This is a genomic window from Paraburkholderia tropica (assembly GCF_014171495.1).
Classification (GTDB): Bacteria; Pseudomonadota; Gammaproteobacteria; order Burkholderiales; family Burkholderiaceae; genus Paraburkholderia; species Paraburkholderia tropica.
In genome coordinates, this window is sequence record NZ_CP049135.1 from 1,527,364 (window position 1) to 1,547,222 (window position 19,859).

The window sequence follows — 19,859 nt, forward strand, 5'->3', positions numbered from 1 at the left end:
CACGCATCGACGCCAAACTCACGCCGCGATCTTCGCCAGCGCTTCGTCCACCTGCGCGCGCGAGAGCGACAGTTCTTCGAGCCACGCCTCGGCGTACTGCGCGCCGGTTTCCTTTTCCAGACGCGCGATGGTCGCCGCGCAGCGCGCGCCGTCCTTCGGCGTGGCGATGAACGGCTTGACCGACTGGCCGCCCTGGAACGCCTCGAACAGCGGCAGGCGGATCTCGTCGGGCAGCGCGCGCGTGGTCCACTGATGCGTCTTGCCGTTGAACGTCAGCGACGGCGGCAGCACGCGCTCCTTGCGCGTGGCCGGAATCAGGCCGAAATTGCGCGCGGCTTCGGCGATCTGCTCCGCCGTGAACAGCTCGTCGGGCGTGATCTCGAATTGTGCGATCGCGGTTTCGACGGTCTTCATCGCGTCGGCGCGGTCGTCGCGCTTCTGCTGCGCGCGGGCCACGATGTCGCGCAGCTCGTCGGCTTCCTCGGCCGAAATCGTGAAGCTCGCCTGTTTCTGCTGAAGCTCGGAAAAGCGCTGGAATTCTTGATCGGTCAGAAGTTTCGCCATGAGATCGGAGTACGCGTCCGGGGTGCGATCCGCGAGATCGTGCGCCGGACGGAATTGAAGAGGGCCGCCATTCTAACCGTTTTGCGCGGCGCGGTTCCAGTCGCGCCGCGCGTGCGCAAGGGGACGGAACGTCGTGCGCGTGTCGCGCGCGAAACCAGGACGGCTCTGATGGTCGCGGCGGCCCGCGCTTTCTATCCTCGCGGGATGAACTCATCCGTCCCCACTCCGTCCGCCCGTTCCGACGCGCTGTTCAAGCGCGGCCTCGACCGTCTGAACGCCGATAACATCATGCACGCGGAAGCGCTGCTGCGCGAGGCCGTCGCCGCCGATCCGCGTCACGCCGACGCCTGGCATCAGCTCGGCGTCGCGCTCGCGCGCCAGCAGCGTCACGCCGAAGGCGAGCAGGCGATCCGCCGCGCGCTGGCCGTGCGCGAGGGTGGCGCGTACCGGCGCGATCTGGCGTGGACGCTGCTCTGGCAAGGCCGCGACGAAGCGGCGGTCGAGGCGTATCTCTCGGCGGTCCTGCAAGGCGTGCGCGAGGCGCGCCTGTTCAACAATCTCGGCAACCTGCTGAAGAAGCGCCAGGATCTCGCCGATGCCGAAGCCGCCTATCGCGCGGCCATCGAAACTGATCCGCACTACGCGTTCGCGTTCGGCAATCTCGCGGTGCTGCTCGCCGAAACGGGCCGCGACGAGGAAGCCGAAGCGTGTTTGCGCCGCGCGCTCGAACTCGATCCGCAGGCCGCGCATGCGTGGCAATGCTATGGCGGCCTGCTGGAGCGCCAGAACCGGCTTGACGAAGCCGAGGCGGCCTACGCGCGCGGCGGGCGCTGGGAGGCGGTGCAGTCCGTGCGGCGGCGTCTCGCGCACTGGGAAGGCCTGGAGCCGATCGATCAGGCGGCGCTCGCGATGATCGCGTCGGGCGAGGCGGAGCAGCTCACGCCGTGGGGGCTGCTCGGCATCCCGGCGCTCACGCCCGAGCTGCACCGCGAGGCGGGCAGGCGGTTCGCGCAATCGCGCTGGCGCGGCGAACTGGCGGCGACGCCGCTCGTCGCGCGCGGCGCGGGACTGGCCGAGGCGCTGGCGGCGTTCGAGGCGGGCGAGGCGGGCGCGCGTTTGCGCATCGGCTATCTGTCGGCGGATTTTTACGATCACGCCACGCTGCGTCTGCTGGCGGGCGTGCTCGAACTGCACGACGCGGCGCGCTTCGACATCCATCTGTACGCGTACGGCGACAGCGCGCCCGACGACGCGTGGCGCGAGCGTCTTGCGCGGTGCCCGGCCACGCTGCACGAGATCGGCGCGCTCAGCGACGCGCAGGCGGCCGCGCGCATCGCGCACGACGGCGTGCATCTGCTCGTCGATCTCAAGGGCTACACGACCGGCACGCGGCTCGGCATCACGGCGCTGCGGCCCGCGCCGGTCATCGTGAGCTGGCTCGGTTATCCGGGCTCGCTCGGCGCGCCGCGTCTGGCGGACTATCTGATCGGCGATGTCGTGGTGACGCCGCCCGTCACGGCGGCGCACTACAGCGAAACGCTCGCGCTGATGCCGCACTGTTATCAGCCTCACGACCACCGCCGCGAATGCGGGCCGCGCCCCACGCGCGCCGAAGCGGGCCTGCCCGCGAGCGGCTTCGTGTTTTGCAGCTTCAATCAGATCTTCAAGCTCAATGCGCGCATTGCGTCGATCTGGCGCCGCCTGCTCGTGGCCACGCCCGGCAGCGTGCTGTGGCTGCTCGATCCGGGCGAGCCGCGCGCGCGCTCGCATCTGCACGGGTTCTTCGCGGAGCAGGGCGTGGCGGCGGCGCGCGTGATTTTCGCGCCGCGCGTGCCGCACGACCTGCACCTCGCGCGTCTGCAACTCGCCGATCTCGCGCTCGACACCTTGCCGACCGGCTCGCACACCACGGGCAGCGACGCGCTCTGGGCGGGCGTGCCGATGGTCAGCGCGCCGGGCATGCTGCTCGCGGGACGCGTGGGCGCGAGCCTGCTGCGCGCGGTCGGGCTGGAGGAATTGATCGCGCGCGATCTCGACGCCTATTTCCAGATCGCGCTGGCGCTCGCGAACGATCCGGCGTGGCACGCGCAGGTGCGCGAGCGGCTCGTGCAAGCACGCAACGACGCGCCCCTGTTCGATACGAAGCGCTTCACCCGCGATCTGGAGCGCCTGTACGTGGCAATCATGGCGCGCGAGGCGCAGGACGCGGGCGATCGCGCGCCGTTCGTCGTCGCCGGTTGATGAACTGCGGTTGAAAGCGCTATTCGCTCGCCGCCGCGCGCTCGATAACGGCGATGTCGATCTTCTGCATGGTCATCATCGCTTCCATGGCGCGGCGTCCGGCTTCGCGGTCGGCACCGCCGACGAATTCGAGCAGACGGCGCGGCGTGATCTGCCACGAAAAGCCCCAGCGGTCCTTGCACCAGCCGCAATCGGACGCCTGTCCGCCGTTCGCGAGGATCGCGTTCCAGTAGCGATCGGTTTCTTCCTGGCTGTCGGTGAGCACCATGAAGCTCACCGCCTCGTTCGGCTTGAAGTTCGGGCCGCCGTTCAGACCGACGAAACGCCGGCCCAGCACCGTGAAATCCACCAGCAGTTCCGCGCCCACGCCAATGCCGGGGATCGGCGAGACATGGCCCGCATCGACGTGGCTGTCGGGGAACGTGGCGGCGTAGAACTGCGCTGCTTCGCGCGCCTGGCCTTGATCGAACCACACGCATGTCACGAGATCGGTCATCGTTGTCTCCTCGCTGAAACACTGGCGCGCATTGCACGCAGGGCTTTCGAGCGTAGCACCGGATGCGCGAGGCGGCCAGCGCGTTCACTCGACGTCGCAGCGGGCGTTGCAGCGGTCGGTGCAGCCGCCTTCGCAACCGCGCGGATTTCGCGGATTCCTAAGCATCGCCTTCGCGGAACATCGACAGCGCCTGCACGGTCGCGCCGAGCATCTGCGTGGCTTCGTCGAGCGAGGGCGCGACGTAGTCGTCGATACGTTTGAGAAACGGGCAGGTCAGCGCCGCGATCGCCTGACCCGACGGTCCGAGCACCGGGAACGTCACGTCGGTCACGCCGAAGATCTGCTGGCTGTCCGTGCGCGAGACGCCCGCCGCGCGAATCTGCTCGCATGCGCTTTCCAGCGCCGCGTGATCGATGGCGATCTCGCCCTTCACCTTGGTGTGTTCCGCGAGCATGTGCGCGCGCTGCTCGGACGACTGGAACGCGAGCATGGTGCGCCCCGAACTCGTATCGACGAGACCCACGCGCGAACCCAGGCGCACCGCGATGCCCCACGTGCCCGGGCCGTCCACCTGCGCGATCACGAGCAGATTGCCGCGGTCGTAGACGGAGAGATGGCAGGACTGCTCGGCGTCGTTCGCGTAGCGCTGCATGAGCGGCAGCGCCTCGGCGATCAGACGCTCCATCGGCGGATGACGATGCGCGAGCGCAAACAGCTTGAGGCTCAGCGCGTAGCGGTCGCCCGCCTCCGAACGCATCACGTACTGGCGCGCGACGAGCCGTTCGAGCATGCGGTAGATCTCGCTCGCGTTGCGCCCGAGCGCCTTCGTGATCTCGGCGCGCGTGAGGCCGCCGCGCTGCTCGGCGAGCAGTTCGAGGATGTCGAGACCTTTGTCGAGCGCGGGCGCGCGGTAGCGGTCGCCGTCGTCTTTCTCGTCGTGCTTTTCGTCGTGCAGATCGCCGATCTCCGCTTCGATGGCTTCGGGCGCCGCCGCCGGCCGCCGCGTACGTGCGTTCGCTTTCATCGTGTCCTTGTTCCTTGCCTGCGCGCCGCCACCTTGCGCGGCGCGCCTCTCGCGATTATTTCAAAGCGCCTTACCGACACAAACAGCGACAAAACCCTGACGTGCCCAGGGAAATTCCGGAGCCTTGCTGCACTGCACATTCCTTGACCTTGGATCGTGCGTATATGAATAATAGGTTCACTGGTAAATATGCGCCAGTGGCGTCGGGAAGGAAAAAGGCAACGGAAAGGGTTGGGAAAGGCAGTCGCAGCGCCGCGGGCGCGTGTCGCTTTTTCAGGCGGACGCGTCGCGCACATGATGGTTCAACAACGACAACTTTGGAGACTGACATGGCGTTCGCAACCGGGCCGCACGCGGCCCGCCGCTTGATTCAAACGCGCAAGGCGCGCGCGTCGCTGCGCCTCGCCGCGAAGACCCTGGGCGCGGCGGCCGTCTGCGCGGCCGCGTTCGGCGTATCGGGCATGGCGCAGGCCGCGGACGCGGGCAAGGTCGGCCTCGGCCTGCCGCTGCTCACGTCGCCGTTCTGGCAGTCGTACAACAACTACCTCGGCGTGTACGCGAAACAGATGGGCATCGACATCCTCGCGCCCGTCAACTCGAACAACGACCCCGCGCAGCAGATCACCGACATGAACAACATGGTGAATCTGGGCGCGAAGGGCATCGTGGTCGGGCCGATCGATTCGGCCGCCATCAGCCGCGCGCTCGACAACGCGGCGCAGAAGAACGTGAAGGTCGTGGCCGTGGACGTCGCGCCCACCCAGGGCAACGTGGCGATGGTCGTGCGCGCCGACAATCACGCTTACGGCGAAAAAGCCTGCAAGTACATCGGCGAGCACGTGAAGTCGGGCAAGGTCGTGCAGATCATGGGCGATCTGGCTTCCGTCAACGGGCGCGACCGCTCCGAGGCGTTCCGCGCCTGCCTGAAGCAGTATCCGTCGCTCTCGCTGCTGGAGATTCCGGCGGGCTGGAAGGGCGACGTGGCGGCGAGCGCGCTCGACAGCCTGCTGACCGCGAACCCGGACGTCAAGGCGATCTACATGCAGGCGGGCGGCGTCTATCTCTCTCCCACGCTGCAGACGCTGCGCCGCAAGCAACTGCTGTTTCCGGCGGGCGACGCGAAGCATATCGTGATCGTCTCGAATGACGGCATTCCGCAGGAATACGAAGCGATCCGCAAGGGCGAGATCGATGCGACGATTTCGCAGCCTGCCGATCTCTACGCGAAATACGGTCTCTATTACATCAAGGCCGCGCTGGAGGGCAAGACGTTCAAGCCGGGCAAGACCGATCACGACAGCAACATCGTGCAGTTGCAGCCCGGCGTGCTCGAAGACCAGTTGCCCGCGCCGCTCGTGACGAAGCAGAACGTCGACGACAAGAACCTCTGGGGCAATACAGTCAAATGAGCCGTCAAATGAGCGATCGAACCCGCGATCGGCTTGACACCGCGCCGCCTGCGCAGACGATGACGCTGTCACGCGAGCGCGCGGCGCGCTCGCAGCCGCCCGTGGTCGAAGCGAGCGGCGTGACCAAACGCTTCGGCTCCACGGCGGCGCTCGCGAACGTGAGCCTGTGCGTGACGGCGGGCGAGTCGCACGCGCTCGTGGGGCGCAACGGCGCGGGCAAGTCCACGCTCGTGTCGATCCTCACGGGACTGCGCAAGCCCGACGAAGGCGCGGTGCATTTCAACGGCGAGCCCGCGCCGCCCATTGCCGAGCGCGATGCGTGGCGCGAGCGCGTGGCCTGCGTCTATCAGCACTCGACGATCATCCGCGATCTCACGGTCGCGGAGAATCTTTTCATCAACCGTCAGCCGGTGAAGCGCGGCGTGATCGACTGGACGAGCATGCGCCGCGACGCGCGCGCGCTGCTCGACCACTGGCGCATCGATGTGCGCGAGGACGCGCGGGCGGGCGACCTCACGGTTGAGGCGCGCCAGCTTGTGGAGATCGCGCGGGCGCTGTCGTACGGCGCGCGTTTCATCATCCTCGACGAACCCACCGCGCAGCTCGACGGCGAAGAGATCAAACGGCTCTTTCGCCGGATCGACGAATTGCAGCGCGAAGGCGTGACGTTCCTGTTCATCTCGCACCATTTGCAGGAGGTGTACGAGATTTGCCAGGCCGTGACGGTGCTGCGCGACGCGCGCCATATCGTGAGCGCGCCGGTTGCCGAGTTGCCGCGCGAACGCCTGATCGAAGCGATGACGGGCGAACGCGGCGGCCTCAACGTCGCCGATGCCGCCGCCCGCGCCGCATTGCCCGCCGACGCCGCGCTCGCGCTCGACGTGCGCAACATCACGGGCGCCGATTACGCGAATGTTTCGTTGCAGGTGAGGCGCGGCGAAGTCGTGGGCCTCACGGGCGCGACCAGCAGCGGACGCACGAGCGTGGGCGAGGCGATTGCCGGGCTCACGGCGCAGCAGTCGGGCGAAATCCGCGTGAACGGCGCGGCGCTCAAGCCCGGCGACGTGCCGCACGCGCTCGCGAGCGGCGTGGGCTGCGTGCCGAAGGATCGCCATCACGAAGGACTCGTGCTCACGCAGTCGGTGGCCGAGAACGCGTCGATGACGATCGCGGGCCTGCTCGGCCGTCTCGGTTTTGCGCCGCCCGCGAAGAAGCAGCAGGTCGGCCGACGCATGATCGAAGCGCTCGGCATCGTCGCGCAGGGACCGGATCACGTGGTGTCGGGGCTATCGGGCGGCAATCAGCAGAAGGTCGTGATGGCGCGCGCATTGGCGAGCAATCCCGATGTGCTCGTGCTGATCGATCCCACCGCGGGCGTGGACGTGAAATCGAAAGAGGCGCTGCTCTCGGTCGTCGACCGCGTGCGCGACGAAGGCAAGGCTGTGCTCGTGGTGTCGAGCGAACTCGACGATCTGCGTACCTGTGACCGTGTGCTCGTGATGTTTCGCGGCAACGTGGTGCAGGAATTCGCGGCGGGCTGGCAGGACCATGAACTGATTGCATCGGTCGAAGGAGTCGATCTCCATGAAGAATAGTGTTTCGACGCCCGCGTTCGCGGCCGCGCAAGGCGACCTCGCCGCCACCGGCAAACGCGCGCGTCCGCGTATCGAGTTCGCGCGTCTGCGCGACCTCGCGCTGCTGCCGGCGCTGGTGTTGCTGCTCGTGATCGGCGGTTTCGTGAGCCCGAGTTTTCTGACGAGGGCGAATCTCATCAGCGTGCTGGGCGCGTCGGCGGCGCTCGCGCTCGTCGTGCTCGCCGAGTCGCTGATCGTGCTGACCGGCAAGTTCGATCTCTCGCTCGAATCGACCGTGGGCATCGCGCCTGCCATCGGCGCGATGCTCGTGATGCCGGCGGCGTCGGCGGGATTCGGCCTGCAATGGCCCGCGTTTGCAGGCCTGATCGCGATCGTCGCGGTGGGCGCGCTGATCGGCTTCGTCAACGGCTTTCTGGTCGTGCGGCTGCGCCTGAACGCGTTCATCGTCACGCTCGCGATGCTGATCGTGCTGCGCGGCATGCTGGTGGGCGCGACCAAGGGCGGCACGCTGTTCGACATGCCGCCGTCGTTCTTCGCGCTCGCCACCACCATCGTGCTCGGTCTGCCGCTTTCCGTGTGGCTCGCGGCGGCGGCGTTCGCGGTCGCGGCTTTCATGCTGCGCTATCACCGCGTGGGCCGCGCGCTCTACGCGATCGGCGGCAATCCCGACGCGGCGCGCGCGGCGGGCATTCGCGTCGAGCGCATCACGTGGGGCGTGTTCGTGCTCGGCAGCATCCTCGCGGCGATCGGCGGGCTGATCGTGACCGGTTACGTGGGCGCGATCAACGCTAACCAGGGCAACGGCATGATCTTCACGGTGTTCGCGGCGGCGGTGATCGGCGGCATTTCGCTCGACGGCGGCAAGGGCACGATGTTCGGCGCGCTGCTGGGCGTGCTGCTGCTCGGCGTGGTGCAGAACCTGCTGACGCTCGCGCAGGTGCCGTCGTTCTGGGTGCAGGCGATTTACGGCGCGATCATCCTCGGCTCGCTGATGGTGGCGCGGCTGGCGGGCGGCGAAGCGCAGAACTGAACGCGGAGAGAGAACTTGAACAGCCGTTCCGGACACACCGATGCGCGCCTCATCCTGCTCGCCCCCGACGACAACTGCCTGATCGCCGCCGCGCGTCTCGCGGCGGGCGAGACGCTGGAGATCGAAGGCGAACGCGTGACGCTTGCGAAGACCATCGAACTGGGCCACAAAATCGCGCGGCGCGCGCTCGCGAAGGACGAAAAAGTGCTGCGCTACGGCGCGCGCATCGGCCACGTGACGGAGGACGTGGCGCGCGGCGCGCATCTGCATACGCACAACCTCGAAAGCGATTATCTGCCGACGTACACGCACGACGCGGGCCACGAGTTCGTGCCGCACCGCTAGCAAGGGACATTGCCATGACTTCATTCAACGCCGAAGCCGCGCGCGCCGATGCGCCGATGCTCGAAGGCTGGCCGCGCAGCGACGGCCGCAAGGGCATTCGCAACGTGGTGGCCGTGGCGTATCTGGTCGAGTGCGCGCATCACGTGGCGCGCGAGATCGTCGCGCAGTTTCGCGAACCGCTTTACGACGACGCGCACGCGTTCGACGATGCAGACGTTTCGCGCGCTTCGAAAGCATCGCACGAATCGAACGAATCGCCCGTGCATCTGATCGGCTTTCCGGGCTGCTATCCGAACAGCTATGCCGAGAAAATGATGACGCGCCTCACCACGCATCCGAACGTCGGCGCGGTGCTGTTCGTCTCGCTGGGCTGCGAGAGCATGAACAAGCATTATCTGGTCGAGCAGGTGCGCGCGAGCGGACGCCCCGTCGAAGTGCTGACGATCCAGGAAAAGGGCGGCACGCGCAGCACGATTCAATACGGCGTGGACTGGGTGCGTGGCGCGCGTGCAGAACTCGCGCAGCAAACGAAGGTGCCGATGCGGCTCGACGAACTCGTGGTCGGCACGATCTGCGGCGGCTCGGACGGCACGAGCGGCATCACGGCGAATCCAGCCGTGGGGCGCGCGTTCGATCATCTGATCGAGGCGGGGTCGGCGTGCATCTTCGAGGAAACCGGCGAGCTGGTGGGCTGCGAATATCACATGAAAAGCCGCGCGGCGCGGCCCGAACTCGGCGATGCCATCGTCGAATGCGTGGCGAAGGCGGCGCGCTATTACTCGATTCTCGGGCACGGTTCGTTCGCGGTCGGCAACGCGGATGGCGGGCTGACCACGCAAGAGGAAAAGTCGCTGGGCGCGTATGCCAAAAGCGGCGCGTCGCCGATTGTCGGCATCGTGAAGCCGGGCGACGTGCCGCCCACGGGCGGCCTGTATCTGCTCGACGTGGTGCCCGACGGCGAACCACGTTTCGGATTCCCGAATATCAGCGACAACGCGGAGATCGCCGAACTGATCGCCTGCGGCGCGCACGTGATTCTGTTCACGACGGGGCGCGGTTCGGTGGTGGGATCGGCGCTGTCGCCCGTCATCAAGGTATGCGCGAATCCGCTCACGTATCGCAATCTCGCGGGCGACATGGATATCGACGCGGGCCGCATTCTCGAAGGCCGCGCGACGCTCGACGAGGTGGGCCGCGAAGTGTTCGACGTCACGCTCGCGGTGGCGCAGGGCGCGCGTTCGAAGTCGGAATCGCTCGGGCATCAGGAATTCATTCTCACGTACAAGACCTTCGAGCCGGTCGGCCCCGCGTGTCTGCCCGCGAATGCGCGCGTGCCGGTGCATGTGGCGGTCGAGCATTGAAGCGGGCTTTGAAGCGGGCTTTGAATCGCGTTTCGAATCGAACAGGGCATTGATCGGCGACTTCTGGAGACGAGCCGCATGACGCAGGCATTTCATCCGCAGGTGACGCAGCGTCGGCGCATCGGGCGCACGACGCTCGAAGTGAGCGCGCTGGGTCTGGGCACCGCGCCGCTCGGCGGCCTGTATCGCGATCTCAGCGAAGACGAGGCGCGCGCAACCGTCGACGCCGCGTGGAGCGCGGGCGTGCGCTACTTCGACACCGCGCCGCACTACGGCCATACGAAGGCGGAGCATCGACTCGGCGACGCGCTGCGCCGTTATCCGCGCGAGGCCTACGTGCTGTCGACCAAGGTCGGGCGCCGTTTCGTGCCGCGCACGCACGCGTATGACGGCAGCGAAGGCTGGCAGAATCCGCTGCCGTTCGAGGCGATTTACGACTACACGCGCGACGGCATTCTGCGTTCGTTCGAAGATAGCCAGATGCGTCTGGGTATCGTCGATATCGACATGCTGCTCGTGCACGACATTGGCCGCTTCACGCACGGCGAGCGCAACGCGCATTACTGGCGGCAACTGAGCGAGGGCGGCGGCTTTCGCGCGCTCGACGAATTGCGCGCGTCGGGTGCGGTGAAGGCGATCGGTTTCGGCGTAAACGAGCGCGAGGTGATCCTCGACGCGATGCGCGAATTCGATATCGATTGCGCGCTGCTCGCGGGCCGCTACACGCTGCTCGAACAGCAACCGCTCGACGATCTGCTGCCCGCGTGCGTCGAGCGCGGCGTGAGTATTCTGCTCGGCGGCGCGTTCAATTCGGGCATTCTCGCGCGCGGCGTGGCCGGCGATCGCAAGTTCAATTACGGCGACGCGCCGGCCGAAGTGGTGGAGCGCGTGGCGCGGCTCGAAGCGGTGTGCGGCTCGTTTGGCGCGCCGCTCGCGGCGGCGGCCTTGCAGTTTCCGTATGCGCATCCGGCCGTGGCGACGGTGCTCACGGGCGCGCGCAGCGCGGCGGAATTGCAGGAGAACGTGGCGTCGTTCGAGACGGCGCTGCCGCGCGAGCTTTGGCTTGCGTTGCGCGACGAGGGGCTTATCGACGCGCGTGCGCCGCTGCCGACGCAGGTCGCATCATGAGCGAGCACGTCTGGCACGAAGCGATCGACGCGCATCAGCATTACTGGGACCCGGCGCGCGGCGATTACGGCTGGCTCACGCCGGAGTCGCGCACGCTTTATCGTCCGTTTTTATCCGCCGATCTCGCGCCGTTGCGCGCCGCGTGCGGCGTCGCGCGCACGGTGCTCGTGCAGGCGGCGCAGACCGTCGAGGAAACGCGCTGGTTGCTCGACCTCGCGCGCGACGACGCGTCGATTGCGGGCGTCGTGGGCTGGGTGCCGCTCGACGACGCGCGCGCGCCCGCGTTGATCGCCGAACTCGCGCGCGAGCCGAAACTGCGCGCCGTGCGCCCGATGCTGCAAGACCTGCCCGATGACGACTGGATCGCGAACGCCGATACCGCCCGCGCCGTCGATGCGCTGATCGCCCACGACCTCGCCTTCGACGCGCTGATTTTCACGCGCCACGCGCGCGCGCTCGAAACGTTTCTCACGCGGCATCCGACGCTGCGCGTGGTGGTCGATCACGGCGCGAAGCCGCCGATTCGCGACGGCGGCGCGGCGTCGCCTGGCTACGCGGCGTGGTCGCATGCCATCGCGCGGCTCGCGCGCTTTCCGCAGGTGTTTTGCAAGGTGTCCGGGCTCGCGACCGAAGCCGCGCCGGGCTGGCGCGACGCCACGCTGCGTCCGTGGATCGCGCATCTGCTCGCCTGCTTCGGCGCGCGCCGCCTGATGTGGGGCAGCGACTGGCCGGTGCTGAACCTCAACGGCGACTACGCGCGCTGGCACGACTGCGCGCAGCATCTTTTCGCGGATCTCACCGACGACGAGCGCGCCGCGATCTTCGGCGGCAACGCGGCGGCGTTTTATCGTCTCGACCGCGGGTGAGTGGCGTGTGAGTGGCGTGTGCGTTTCGCTTTGCATCTCGCCTGAAGCTCGCCCGAAACTGGCTTGAGGCTGGCGGCAATCTGGCGCGAGGCTGTCTCGCGCGCCGCGCCGATCCAGCCGGTTAGAAAACATCCGCGCAAATCGCATGATGGGCGTGCCTCTGGCCATAATGGCCGTTTGCGGCATCGCCTCGATCGGGCTTCATCTTCGGCTTCATATCAATCGCGCTTTCTTTGGGAGTGGCAGATGGGACAACGACTGGCCGGCAAGACGGCCTTGATCACCGCGGCGGGCCAGGGCATCGGCTACGCGGCCGCCGAACTGTTCGCGCGTGAAGGCGCCCGCGTCATCGCGACCGACCTGCGCATCGACGCGCTCAAGACGCTGCCGGTCGAGGCGCGCAAGCTCGATGTGCTCGACGCCCCCGCGATTCGCGCGCTCGCCGAGGAAATCGGCCAGGTCGACGTGCTGTTCAATTGCGCGGGCTACGTGCATGCGGGCTCGATTCTGGAAGCGAGCGAGGAAGACTGGGATTTCGCCTTCGATCTGAACGCCAAGGCCATGTACCGCACGATTCGCGCGTTTTTGCCCGCGATGCTGGAGGCGGGCGGCGGCTCGATCATCAACATGTCGTCGGCGGCGTCGAGCGTGAAGGGCGTGCCGAACCGCTTCGTCTACGGCGCGTCGAAGGCGGCTGTGATAGGGTTGACGAAGGCCGTGGCCGCCGACTTCGTGACGCGCGGCATCCGCTGTAACGCGATTTGTCCCGGCACGGTGGCCTCGCCCTCGCTGGAGGAGCGCATCGCCACGCAGGCAGCGGCGCAGGGCACCACGGTCGATGCGGCGCGCGCCGCGTTCGTCGCGCGCCAGCCGATGGGCCGCGTGGGCAAGCCCGAGGAAATCGCGGCGCTCGCGCTCTATCTGGCCTCGGACGAGTCGGGTTTCACGACCGGCCAGGCGCATGTGATCGACGGCGGGTGGTCGAACTAGTCCGCGGCCGCCGCGGCGCCAGCTATTCGCGCGCGACGCCAGTAAGCCGCGCGCAGGACACCAGAGACAACAGAGACACCCAAGAGACAAGGAACGCTCACGATGAAACTGCTCCGCTACGGCCCCAAGGGCCACGAAAAGCCCGGTCTGCTCGACGCCGAAGGCCGCATTCGCGCGCTCTCGGGCGCGATCGCCGACATTGCCGGCGACGTGCTTTCCGACGCGGGCCTCGCGCAACTGCGCACGATCGATCCCGAAACGCTGCCGCTCGTCGAAGGCAATCCGCGTCTCGGTCCGTGCGTGGGCCACATCGGCAAAATGGTGTGTATCGGCCTGAACTATGCCGATCACGCCGCTGAATCGAACATGCCGGTGCCGGGCGAGCCCGTGGTGTTCAACAAGTGGACGAGCGCGATCGTTGGCCCGAACGACGACATCGAGATTCCGCGCGGCTCGGTCAAGACCGACTGGGAAGTGGAACTGGGCGTGGTGATCGGCAAGCCCACGAAGAACGTGAGCGAGGCCGAGGCGCTGAATCACGTGGCGGGCTACTGCGTGATCAACGACGTGTCGGAGCGCGAGTGGCAGATCGAGCGCGGCGGCCAGTGGGACAAGGGCAAGGGTTTCGATACGTTCGGCCCGACCGGCCCGTGGCTCGTGACGCGCGACGAGGTGCCCGATCCGCAGAATCTCTCGCTGTGGCTCGAAGTGGACGGCCATCGCTATCAGAACGGCAACACGCGCACGATGATTTTCACGGTCGCGAAGCTGGTGTCGTATCTCTCGCAGTGCATGAGTCTGCAACCGGGCGACGTGATTTCGACCGGCACGCCGCCGGGCGTGGGCATGGGCGTGAAGCCGAACGCGGTGTATCTCAAGCCGGGACAGACGGTGCGCCTCGGCATCGAAGGTCTGGGCGAGCAGACGCAGAAGACGCGCGCCGCCGAATGACGGCGAACGTGTAGTCGCCGCACCTCGGGCGACAAGCAAACGGCCGCGGGAAATCCGCGGCCGTTTGTCTTTCGGCGCGGTAAGGCGTGCCGTGCCGACGGCGTCAGGCGGCGTGGCCGTTGTTGTCGCCGTTATCGCCCATGCGGTTGATGGTGCCTTGCGCGAGCGCCACCAGCCGCTCGCCGCCGTCCTCCATCACGAACACGCTGCACTGGCAGGTGGCCTGCTGACGCCCCGCGTGCACCACGCGCGCCCGCGCGATGAGCGTGCCGCCGAGCGCCGGCCGCAGATAGTTGATCTTGTATTCGCCCGTCACCACGCGCGGCCCGAGCGCCAGCGCGCCGGCGAACGTGAGGGCGTTGTCGGCGAGATAGCTGATGACCCCGCCGTGCACGAACCCGTGCTGCTGCTTGAGTTCGTCGCGCACGAGCAGGCGCAGCGTGAGCTCGTCGGCGCCGACGTGCATCAGCTCCGTACCCAGCAACACGCTGAACGGCTGCGCGTGCAGCGCGCCGCGCGCGCGATCCACCAGATCTGTCATCACTGTCCCCTGGGCCCGCGCCCCGTGGTTTCCTAACCACTCTAGGAAGCGTCTTGCGGCGGCGCAAGGTAAATCGGAGGGTCGACCCCCGATATTGTTGCGAAAAACAGCGTCAATGATCTGGCGGTTTTTTCTGCAATGCTGAATTGCGCGTTTGACGCGGAAATTTCATGAAACTGGCCTTAATACAACGTTTGCCAGGCCGTAAACGCAGTGCGGGCGCGAGCGATCACATGCGAGCGCCGAACCTACTCACTGCCATACCAGGGTGTTCAAGATGTTCAGCAAGATCAAGGTCGCATCCGGCCTGCTATGTGTTCTCGTCGCGTTCTGCGTGCTCCAGCTCGTGACCGAAGGGCTCGGTTTCTGGGCGCTGACCCGCACGCACGACGACGTGAAGGACCTCTCCAAGGTGGCGCTGCGCCAGGCGAGCGCCGCCAACGACATCACGCAGCGATTGATGGACGCGCGCATCAACCTGTCGCGCGCGGGCACCCGCCTGATTCGCGGCGGCACGGCGCCGACGGAAATGATCGGCCACGCGAACGAGCAGCTCACGGCCGCCGAGCAGTCGTACGCGCAGCTGAGCGCCGTCGAGTCGATCAACGATGAAGATCGCGCGCGCGTGGCCGCGCTCGGCCAGCGTTATCAGGTCTATCACAAGGCGCTCGCCGAACTCGTGGACGACCTCAACGCGAACAACATCCAGGCGTTCCTCGACCAGCCGACGCAGTCGTATCAGGACGCCTACCTCGCCGAACTGCAGGCGTTCACGCGCTTTACGTCCGCCGCGAGCCACGCGTCGCTCGATTCGATCGACACGCGCCTCGCGGTGTTCCAGACCGTCGGCATCATCATTCTGCTCGGGCTGATCGCGCTGGCGACCGGCGTGCATTACGCGCTGCGCCGCGGCGTGGTCGCGCCGCTCGAGGAAGCGGGCCGTCACTTCGACCGCATCGCGCGCGGCCGTCTGGACGAAGTCATCGTGGCGCGCGGCGACAATGAAATCGGCCGCCTTTTCCGCGGTCTTTCGGTGATGCAGGCGAGCCTCGCGCGCACGGTGCATACGGTGCGCGAGACCGCCGGCTCGATCAACGTGGGCGCCGACGAAATCGCGACCGGCAACGCCGATCTGTCGGCGCGCACGGAATCGCAGGCCGCGTCGCTCGAAGAAACGGCGGCCAGCATGGAAGAGCTGACCGGCACGGTGCGCAACACGGCCGACAACGCCCGCGAGGCGAACCAGCTCGCCGAAGCGGCGCTCGACGCCACGTCGCGCGGCAGCCATGTCGTGGGCGAAGTGGTCGAGCGCATGCACGGCATCGCGAAGAGTTCGGACAAGATCGCCGAGATCATCGGCGTGATCGACGGCATCGCGTTCCAGACTAACATCCTCGCGCTGAACGCCGCCGTGGAAGCGGCGCGCGCGGGCGAGCAGGGCCGCGGCTTCGCGGTCGTGGCGGGCGAAGTGCGCGGCCTCGCGCAACGCAGCGCGCAGTCGGCGAAGGAAATCAAGACGCTGATCAGCGAATCGGTTTCGCAGATTCGCGGCGGCGCGGAGCTGGTCGAGCGCGCGGGCGAATCGATGCGCGAAGTGTCGGCGTCGATCTCGCGCGCCACGCAGATGATGGCGGGGATCAGCGCGTCGTCGCTCGAACAGAGCGCGGGCATCGATCAGGTGAACACGGCCGTTTCGCAGATGGACCAGATGACGCAGCAGAACGCGGCGCTGGTCGAGGAAGCGGCGGCGGCGGCTTCGTCGCTGCATCAGCAGACGCGTCAGCTCGCGGATGCCGTGGCGGCGTTCGAAATCTCGCCTTCGGTGCTGGCGGAAGGCCGTGCGCTGGCGCCGATGGCGTCGCGCGCGGAGCCCTCGGGCATGGCGGCGATGGCCGGGGCGTATTGATCGTTGGATCGACCGCCGCCTTTCGGGCGGCGGCGCATCGAAACCAGTACAACGGCGCGGTCACACCGCGCCGTTGTCGTTTTCAGCCTTGCGGCAGCGCCTGATACGCCGTCAGCAAGTGATACGGCGTGGTCGACGGCATGTCCGCGCGCGCGACCGCGCCGCTCGCGTCGCGGCATTCCACCCAGCCCTGCGGCGTGAGAAAGCGCTGCTCGAACTTCCCGATCTGCTCGCTGAGCGTTGCGCGCGCAACGGACTCGCCGTGCGTGGCGATCGCGCGCAGATACTCCGTTTGCGCCCAGATGCGCTGGGTGGCGTCGATCACGCGGCCGTGTTCGTCGGTGGCGGCGGCCACGGCGCCCGTGACCGGGTCCACGCCGTGCTTCACCGCGAAGTCGAACGCGCGCCCGAGCGCTTCCTGCAGGCCCGAAGCGCCGAGGCGCGCCGCACCGGCCTGAGCCGCGAGCCAGAACCACTCGAACTGATGACCGGGCTCCAGGCGATTGTCCGCCGTGCCCAGCGGCAGCTCCGCGATAGAGCCCGTGGGCGCGTGCAGGAAGCTGCGCGCCACGGCTTCGACGAGCCGCGTAATGGCCGTGTCGAAGGCGGCGTCGCCAGTCGCCTCGCGGGCCACGAGCCAGGCTTCGGTAAGATGCATCAGCGGGTTCTGCACCGGCGTGCCGGTGACCGTGGCGAACGAGGCGTCGAGCGCGCCGTTGAGCAGGCCGTCGTGGGCGGCGAAGCGCTCGACGATCAGCGACGAGGTCTCGCGCGCCGTGTCGAGCGCCTCCATCACGCCGAAACGCTGGCCGTACGCCGAGCACGCGAACACCACGAACGCATGCGTATAGAGGTCCTTCGTGGTGTCGAGCGGCGCGCCGTCCGGATCGACGCTATAGAACCAACCGCCGCGCGCGCGGTCCTGAAAGGTGTGGCGTAGCGAATCGAACAGCGTGTGCGCATGCGCGGCGTCGCCGTTCTGCGAGAACACGAAGAGCTGGCGCGCGCAGGCCATGGCGCGATAGCGCGTGTCGGGCAGCGGCGCGGCGTGGCCGTCGCGCACGGCGAGCGCTTCGTGCGGCAGACGCAGCGCCGTGTTGAAACCGGGGCCGCGCCACAACGGCAGCACGACGCGGTCGAAATGATTGCGCAGGCTGGCTGCGCCGGTAGCGGTGTTCATAGATTGCATAGGCGCGCAAGGAGGCACGCAGAGCCGGACAGTGTCCGCGATTGTACGCCCCGGCCACGGCGTCTCGAAGATTGGGCCGGGCAGGTGGAGCAGGCTGCGGTGCGCCGCGGCAATACCAACGACAGGGCGGCCCGCGCGCGATGCAGGAAGTCGCGCAGCGGAGCGCGCCCACGACGTAACGGAGAGCAACATCATGATCAATAACTGGGAAATCATTGCGCGCCTCGTGATGGCGGCGCTGCTGGGCAGCGTGATCGGCTTCGAGCGCGAACGCCTCTCGTGGGCCGCCGGGCTGCGCACGCACATGCTCGTGTGCGTGGGCTCGGCGCTTATCATGATCGTCTCGGCATTCGGTTTCGCGGACGTGCTCAACAGCGACCACGTCGTGCTCGACCCGTCGCGGATGGCGGCGCAGGTCGTCTCGGGCATCGGCTTCCTGGGGGCGGGCTCGATCCTCCTGCGCGGCGAGATCGTGCGCGGGCTGACTACGGCCGCGAGCCTCTGGTCGGTGGCCGCCATCGGCCTCGCGGTGGGCGGCGGGCTCTATACAGCGTCGATTGCGGCGACCGTGATCATCCTCATCATCCTCGCGGGCATCAAGCCGCTCGAACGGCGCTTCATCACGTTCCGGCAGCGCCGCCGCATCTCGCTACTGGTCGATCGCGGCGCGCTCACGTTCCATTCGCTGCACGACGCGCTGGGCGTGTCGAGCCCGCGCGTCAAGCAGTTCGTGGTGCAGCAGAGCGACGACTCGCCCGAACTCGACGAGGTGATGATCGTGCTGAGCCGCGTCTCGTCGCCCGAATATGCATCGATCTGCGAGGCGCTGAAGAAGCTGCAGGTGGTGAGAGAGTTCCGCGAGGACGGACCGCAAAGCTGATCGAACGCATGCGTCACGCATGTTTCATATTGGCCAGGGGGACAGGGCGAACGTTTGCGGATAAGATGGCTGCCCATGGGCGCGCGACCAACGAGACCACGTGCGCCCGAGGAGCGAGCGCGGCTGTCGCACTGCGGCCAGGCGGGACGGCCGTGCGACGCGAGTGTCAATAAGATGCAAGCCCTGTCGTTGATCCATGGCCGAATCCGTCAATCAAGCAGACAACGGACTGTTGAGTCCCGAGCGCGCGTCACGCAGCGCGCCTTCCCGTCGCCGGACCCCGGCGCCATCCCTCGAATCCCCCGACCCGCAAGCGCCCGACGCGCGCGAAGTGAGCACGCTCGACCTGTTCGGCGACAGCCCGGACGCTGGTTTGGGATCGGCTGAGGCCCATTCGGCGTCTCCGGATGCCGGGGACCTGCGCGAGCCGCGTCTGTCGCCCGCGCCCGCCGCCCGCCGCGCCGCACGCCAGAAAGCGCCGGTCATGCCGACGCCGGAAGGCGACGAGGCGACCGGAGCGGGCGCGTTTGGCATGGAAGGGCCGAGAGTCGAGCCGGTGTTTGCGGCGGCTCCAGCCGTGTCCGAGGCCGCAGTGGCCGAGACGCCGGCGCCTCTGTCCGCGCCTGCCGAGCCGTTCGACTTCGCGCCGCCTGTGTCTTCCGTTTTGTCTCCTGCGCCCGATTTGTCTGCATCGTCGGAACAAGCCGAGCCGCAGGCCAAACCGATGACGCCGGGCTGGGAGCCGTTCGTGCCATTTGCCGCAGCGACGGGCGGTTCAGCATCGGGTTTCGAACCCGCCGCGAAATTTGAAAGCGCCGCGCACCCCGAACCCGCGCTGACCGCCTCGCTCGCCGACACCGTCGCGACGCTAGGCGCGCAGGCGCGCCGCACGAAGTGGATGCTGATCGTGGCGGTCGCGGCGCTGGTCGTCACGGTGCTCGTGGCGATTGCGCAAACGCTGATGATCGCGACGCTGTCGTCCGATTCGCTGGCGCAGCAGCAGCGCATCGAGGTGCTGATGCAGAAGCAGCAGGCTTCGCTGGACGCCATGTCGGCGCAGCTCGCCGCCGCAGCGGCAGCTCCGGTCGCCGCAATCGCGCCGCCTGCTCCGGTTGCCGCCCCGGTCAGCAAGCCGGTTGCGCCCGCCGAGCCGCGTCACGTCAAGCGCGCGGCGAAGCCGACCGAGCATGCCGCCGAACACGCCGCGACCAAAAGCAAGACCAAAGCGCACGCGCATTCCCAGCAGACCTCGCGCTAGGCCCGTTCGCGGCTGAATCGTTTCGACCCCCTAAATCACAGGATGCCTATGTGTTGCCTTGATGCAACGCATAGGCTGTGAACGC

Annotated in this window: 18 protein-coding genes; 13 read left to right on the top strand and 5 right to left on the bottom strand. The window is 67.6% G+C overall.

What is annotated here, in order from left to right; translation table 11 throughout:
- Positions 1-18 precede the first annotated feature (18 nt).
- Positions 19-564: a hypothetical protein gene (locus G5S35_RS21640; protein WP_065065678.1), complete on the bottom strand. Its 546-nt coding sequence runs from the start codon at positions 562-564 to the stop codon at positions 19-21.
- 204 nt (positions 565-768) lie between these two features.
- Here G5S35_RS21640 and G5S35_RS21645 point away from each other — a divergent pair, with 204 nt between their 5' ends.
- Positions 769-2,805: an O-linked N-acetylglucosamine transferase, SPINDLY family protein gene (locus G5S35_RS21645; RefSeq protein WP_183038986.1), complete on the top strand. Its 2,037-nt coding sequence runs from the start codon at positions 769-771 to the stop codon at positions 2,803-2,805.
- A gap of 19 nt (positions 2,806-2,824) precedes the next feature.
- Here the strand turns inward: G5S35_RS21645 and G5S35_RS21650 are convergent, their stop codons facing one another.
- Both G5S35_RS21650 and G5S35_RS21655 read right to left on the bottom strand, forming a co-directional pair.
- Positions 2,825-3,301: a VOC family protein gene (locus tag G5S35_RS21650; RefSeq protein WP_074981013.1), complete on the bottom strand. Its 477-nt coding sequence runs from the start codon at positions 3,299-3,301 to the stop codon at positions 2,825-2,827.
- A gap of 157 nt (positions 3,302-3,458) precedes the next feature.
- On the bottom strand, positions 3,459-4,325 hold the full coding sequence (locus G5S35_RS21655; protein ID WP_082992305.1) for an IclR family transcriptional regulator: 867 nt from the start codon (positions 4,323-4,325) through the stop codon (positions 3,459-3,461).
- A 461-nt stretch (positions 4,326-4,786) separates the two neighbouring features.
- On the opposite strand from G5S35_RS21655, the gene G5S35_RS21660 reads away from it, so the two are divergent.
- From G5S35_RS21660 to G5S35_RS21700, 9 genes are all read left to right on the top strand, one after another.
- On the top strand, positions 4,787-5,734 hold the full coding sequence (locus tag G5S35_RS21660) for a sugar ABC transporter substrate-binding protein (RefSeq protein WP_231957798.1): 948 nt from the start codon (positions 4,787-4,789) through the stop codon (positions 5,732-5,734).
- A gap of 59 nt (positions 5,735-5,793) precedes the next feature.
- Positions 5,794-7,329, top strand: a complete 1,536-nt coding sequence (locus tag G5S35_RS21665; RefSeq protein WP_110325995.1) for a sugar ABC transporter ATP-binding protein — start codon at positions 5,794-5,796, stop codon at positions 7,327-7,329.
- The gene (locus tag G5S35_RS21670) at positions 7,319-8,359 is read left to right on the top strand and encodes an ABC transporter permease (RefSeq protein WP_183038987.1); all 1,041 of its coding nucleotides are present in this window, start codon (positions 7,319-7,321) and stop codon (positions 8,357-8,359) included. Before G5S35_RS21665 ends, G5S35_RS21670 begins: the two co-directional genes overlap by 11 nt.
- Positions 8,360-8,374: 15 nt before the next feature.
- Positions 8,375-8,704, top strand: coding sequence for a UxaA family hydrolase (locus G5S35_RS21675; RefSeq protein WP_065065682.1), 330 nt, complete (start codon positions 8,375-8,377; stop codon positions 8,702-8,704).
- Positions 8,705-8,718: 14 nt separating this feature from the next.
- Entirely contained in the window at positions 8,719-10,065 is a 1,347-nt protein-coding gene (locus G5S35_RS21680; protein WP_065065683.1) for a UxaA family hydrolase, read from the top strand.
- 78 nt (positions 10,066-10,143) lie between these two features.
- Positions 10,144-11,193 carry an aldo/keto reductase gene (locus G5S35_RS21685; protein WP_183038988.1) on the top strand — a complete coding sequence of 350 codons (1,050 nt, stop codon included), beginning with the start codon at positions 10,144-10,146 and terminating at the stop codon, positions 11,191-11,193.
- Positions 11,190-12,059: an amidohydrolase family protein gene (locus G5S35_RS21690; protein WP_183038989.1), complete on the top strand. Its 870-nt coding sequence runs from the start codon at positions 11,190-11,192 to the stop codon at positions 12,057-12,059. The genes G5S35_RS21685 and G5S35_RS21690 overlap by 4 nt, the downstream gene beginning before the upstream one ends.
- Positions 12,060-12,305: 246 nt before the next feature.
- Entirely contained in the window at positions 12,306-13,049 is a 744-nt protein-coding gene (locus tag G5S35_RS21695; RefSeq protein WP_065065686.1) for an SDR family oxidoreductase, read from the top strand.
- 102 nt (positions 13,050-13,151) lie between these two features.
- On the top strand, positions 13,152-14,000 hold the full coding sequence (locus tag G5S35_RS21700; RefSeq protein ID WP_176082048.1) for an ureidoglycolate lyase: 849 nt from the start codon (positions 13,152-13,154) through the stop codon (positions 13,998-14,000).
- A 103-nt stretch (positions 14,001-14,103) separates the two neighbouring features.
- Here G5S35_RS21700 and G5S35_RS21705 read toward each other — a convergent pair whose 3' ends face one another.
- The gene (locus G5S35_RS21705) at positions 14,104-14,541 is read right to left on the bottom strand and encodes a PaaI family thioesterase (RefSeq protein WP_065065688.1); all 438 of its coding nucleotides are present in this window, start codon (positions 14,539-14,541) and stop codon (positions 14,104-14,106) included.
- Between the two features lie 277 nt (positions 14,542-14,818).
- Here G5S35_RS21705 and G5S35_RS21710 point away from each other — a divergent pair, with 277 nt between their 5' ends.
- The gene (locus tag G5S35_RS21710; protein WP_183038990.1) at positions 14,819-16,447 is read left to right on the top strand and encodes a methyl-accepting chemotaxis protein; all 1,629 of its coding nucleotides are present in this window, start codon (positions 14,819-14,821) and stop codon (positions 16,445-16,447) included.
- Between the two features lie 82 nt (positions 16,448-16,529).
- Here the strand turns inward: G5S35_RS21710 and G5S35_RS21715 are convergent, their stop codons facing one another.
- Complete coding sequence (locus G5S35_RS21715) at positions 16,530-17,636, bottom strand: AGE family epimerase/isomerase (protein ID WP_183038991.1); 1,107 nt, start codon at positions 17,634-17,636, stop codon at positions 16,530-16,532.
- A gap of 193 nt (positions 17,637-17,829) precedes the next feature.
- Between G5S35_RS21715 and G5S35_RS21720 the strand changes: the two genes are divergently transcribed.
- Together G5S35_RS21720 and G5S35_RS21725 are read left to right on the top strand one after the other, a co-directional pair.
- Positions 17,830-18,516 (top strand): MgtC/SapB family protein, encoded by a 687-nt coding sequence (locus G5S35_RS21720; protein ID WP_065065691.1) that lies wholly within the window; start codon positions 17,830-17,832, stop codon positions 18,514-18,516.
- Positions 18,517-18,847: 331 nt separating this feature from the next.
- Positions 18,848-19,774, top strand: a complete 927-nt coding sequence (locus G5S35_RS21725) for a hypothetical protein (RefSeq protein WP_183038992.1) — start codon at positions 18,848-18,850, stop codon at positions 19,772-19,774.
- Positions 19,775-19,859: the final 85 nt, after the last annotated feature.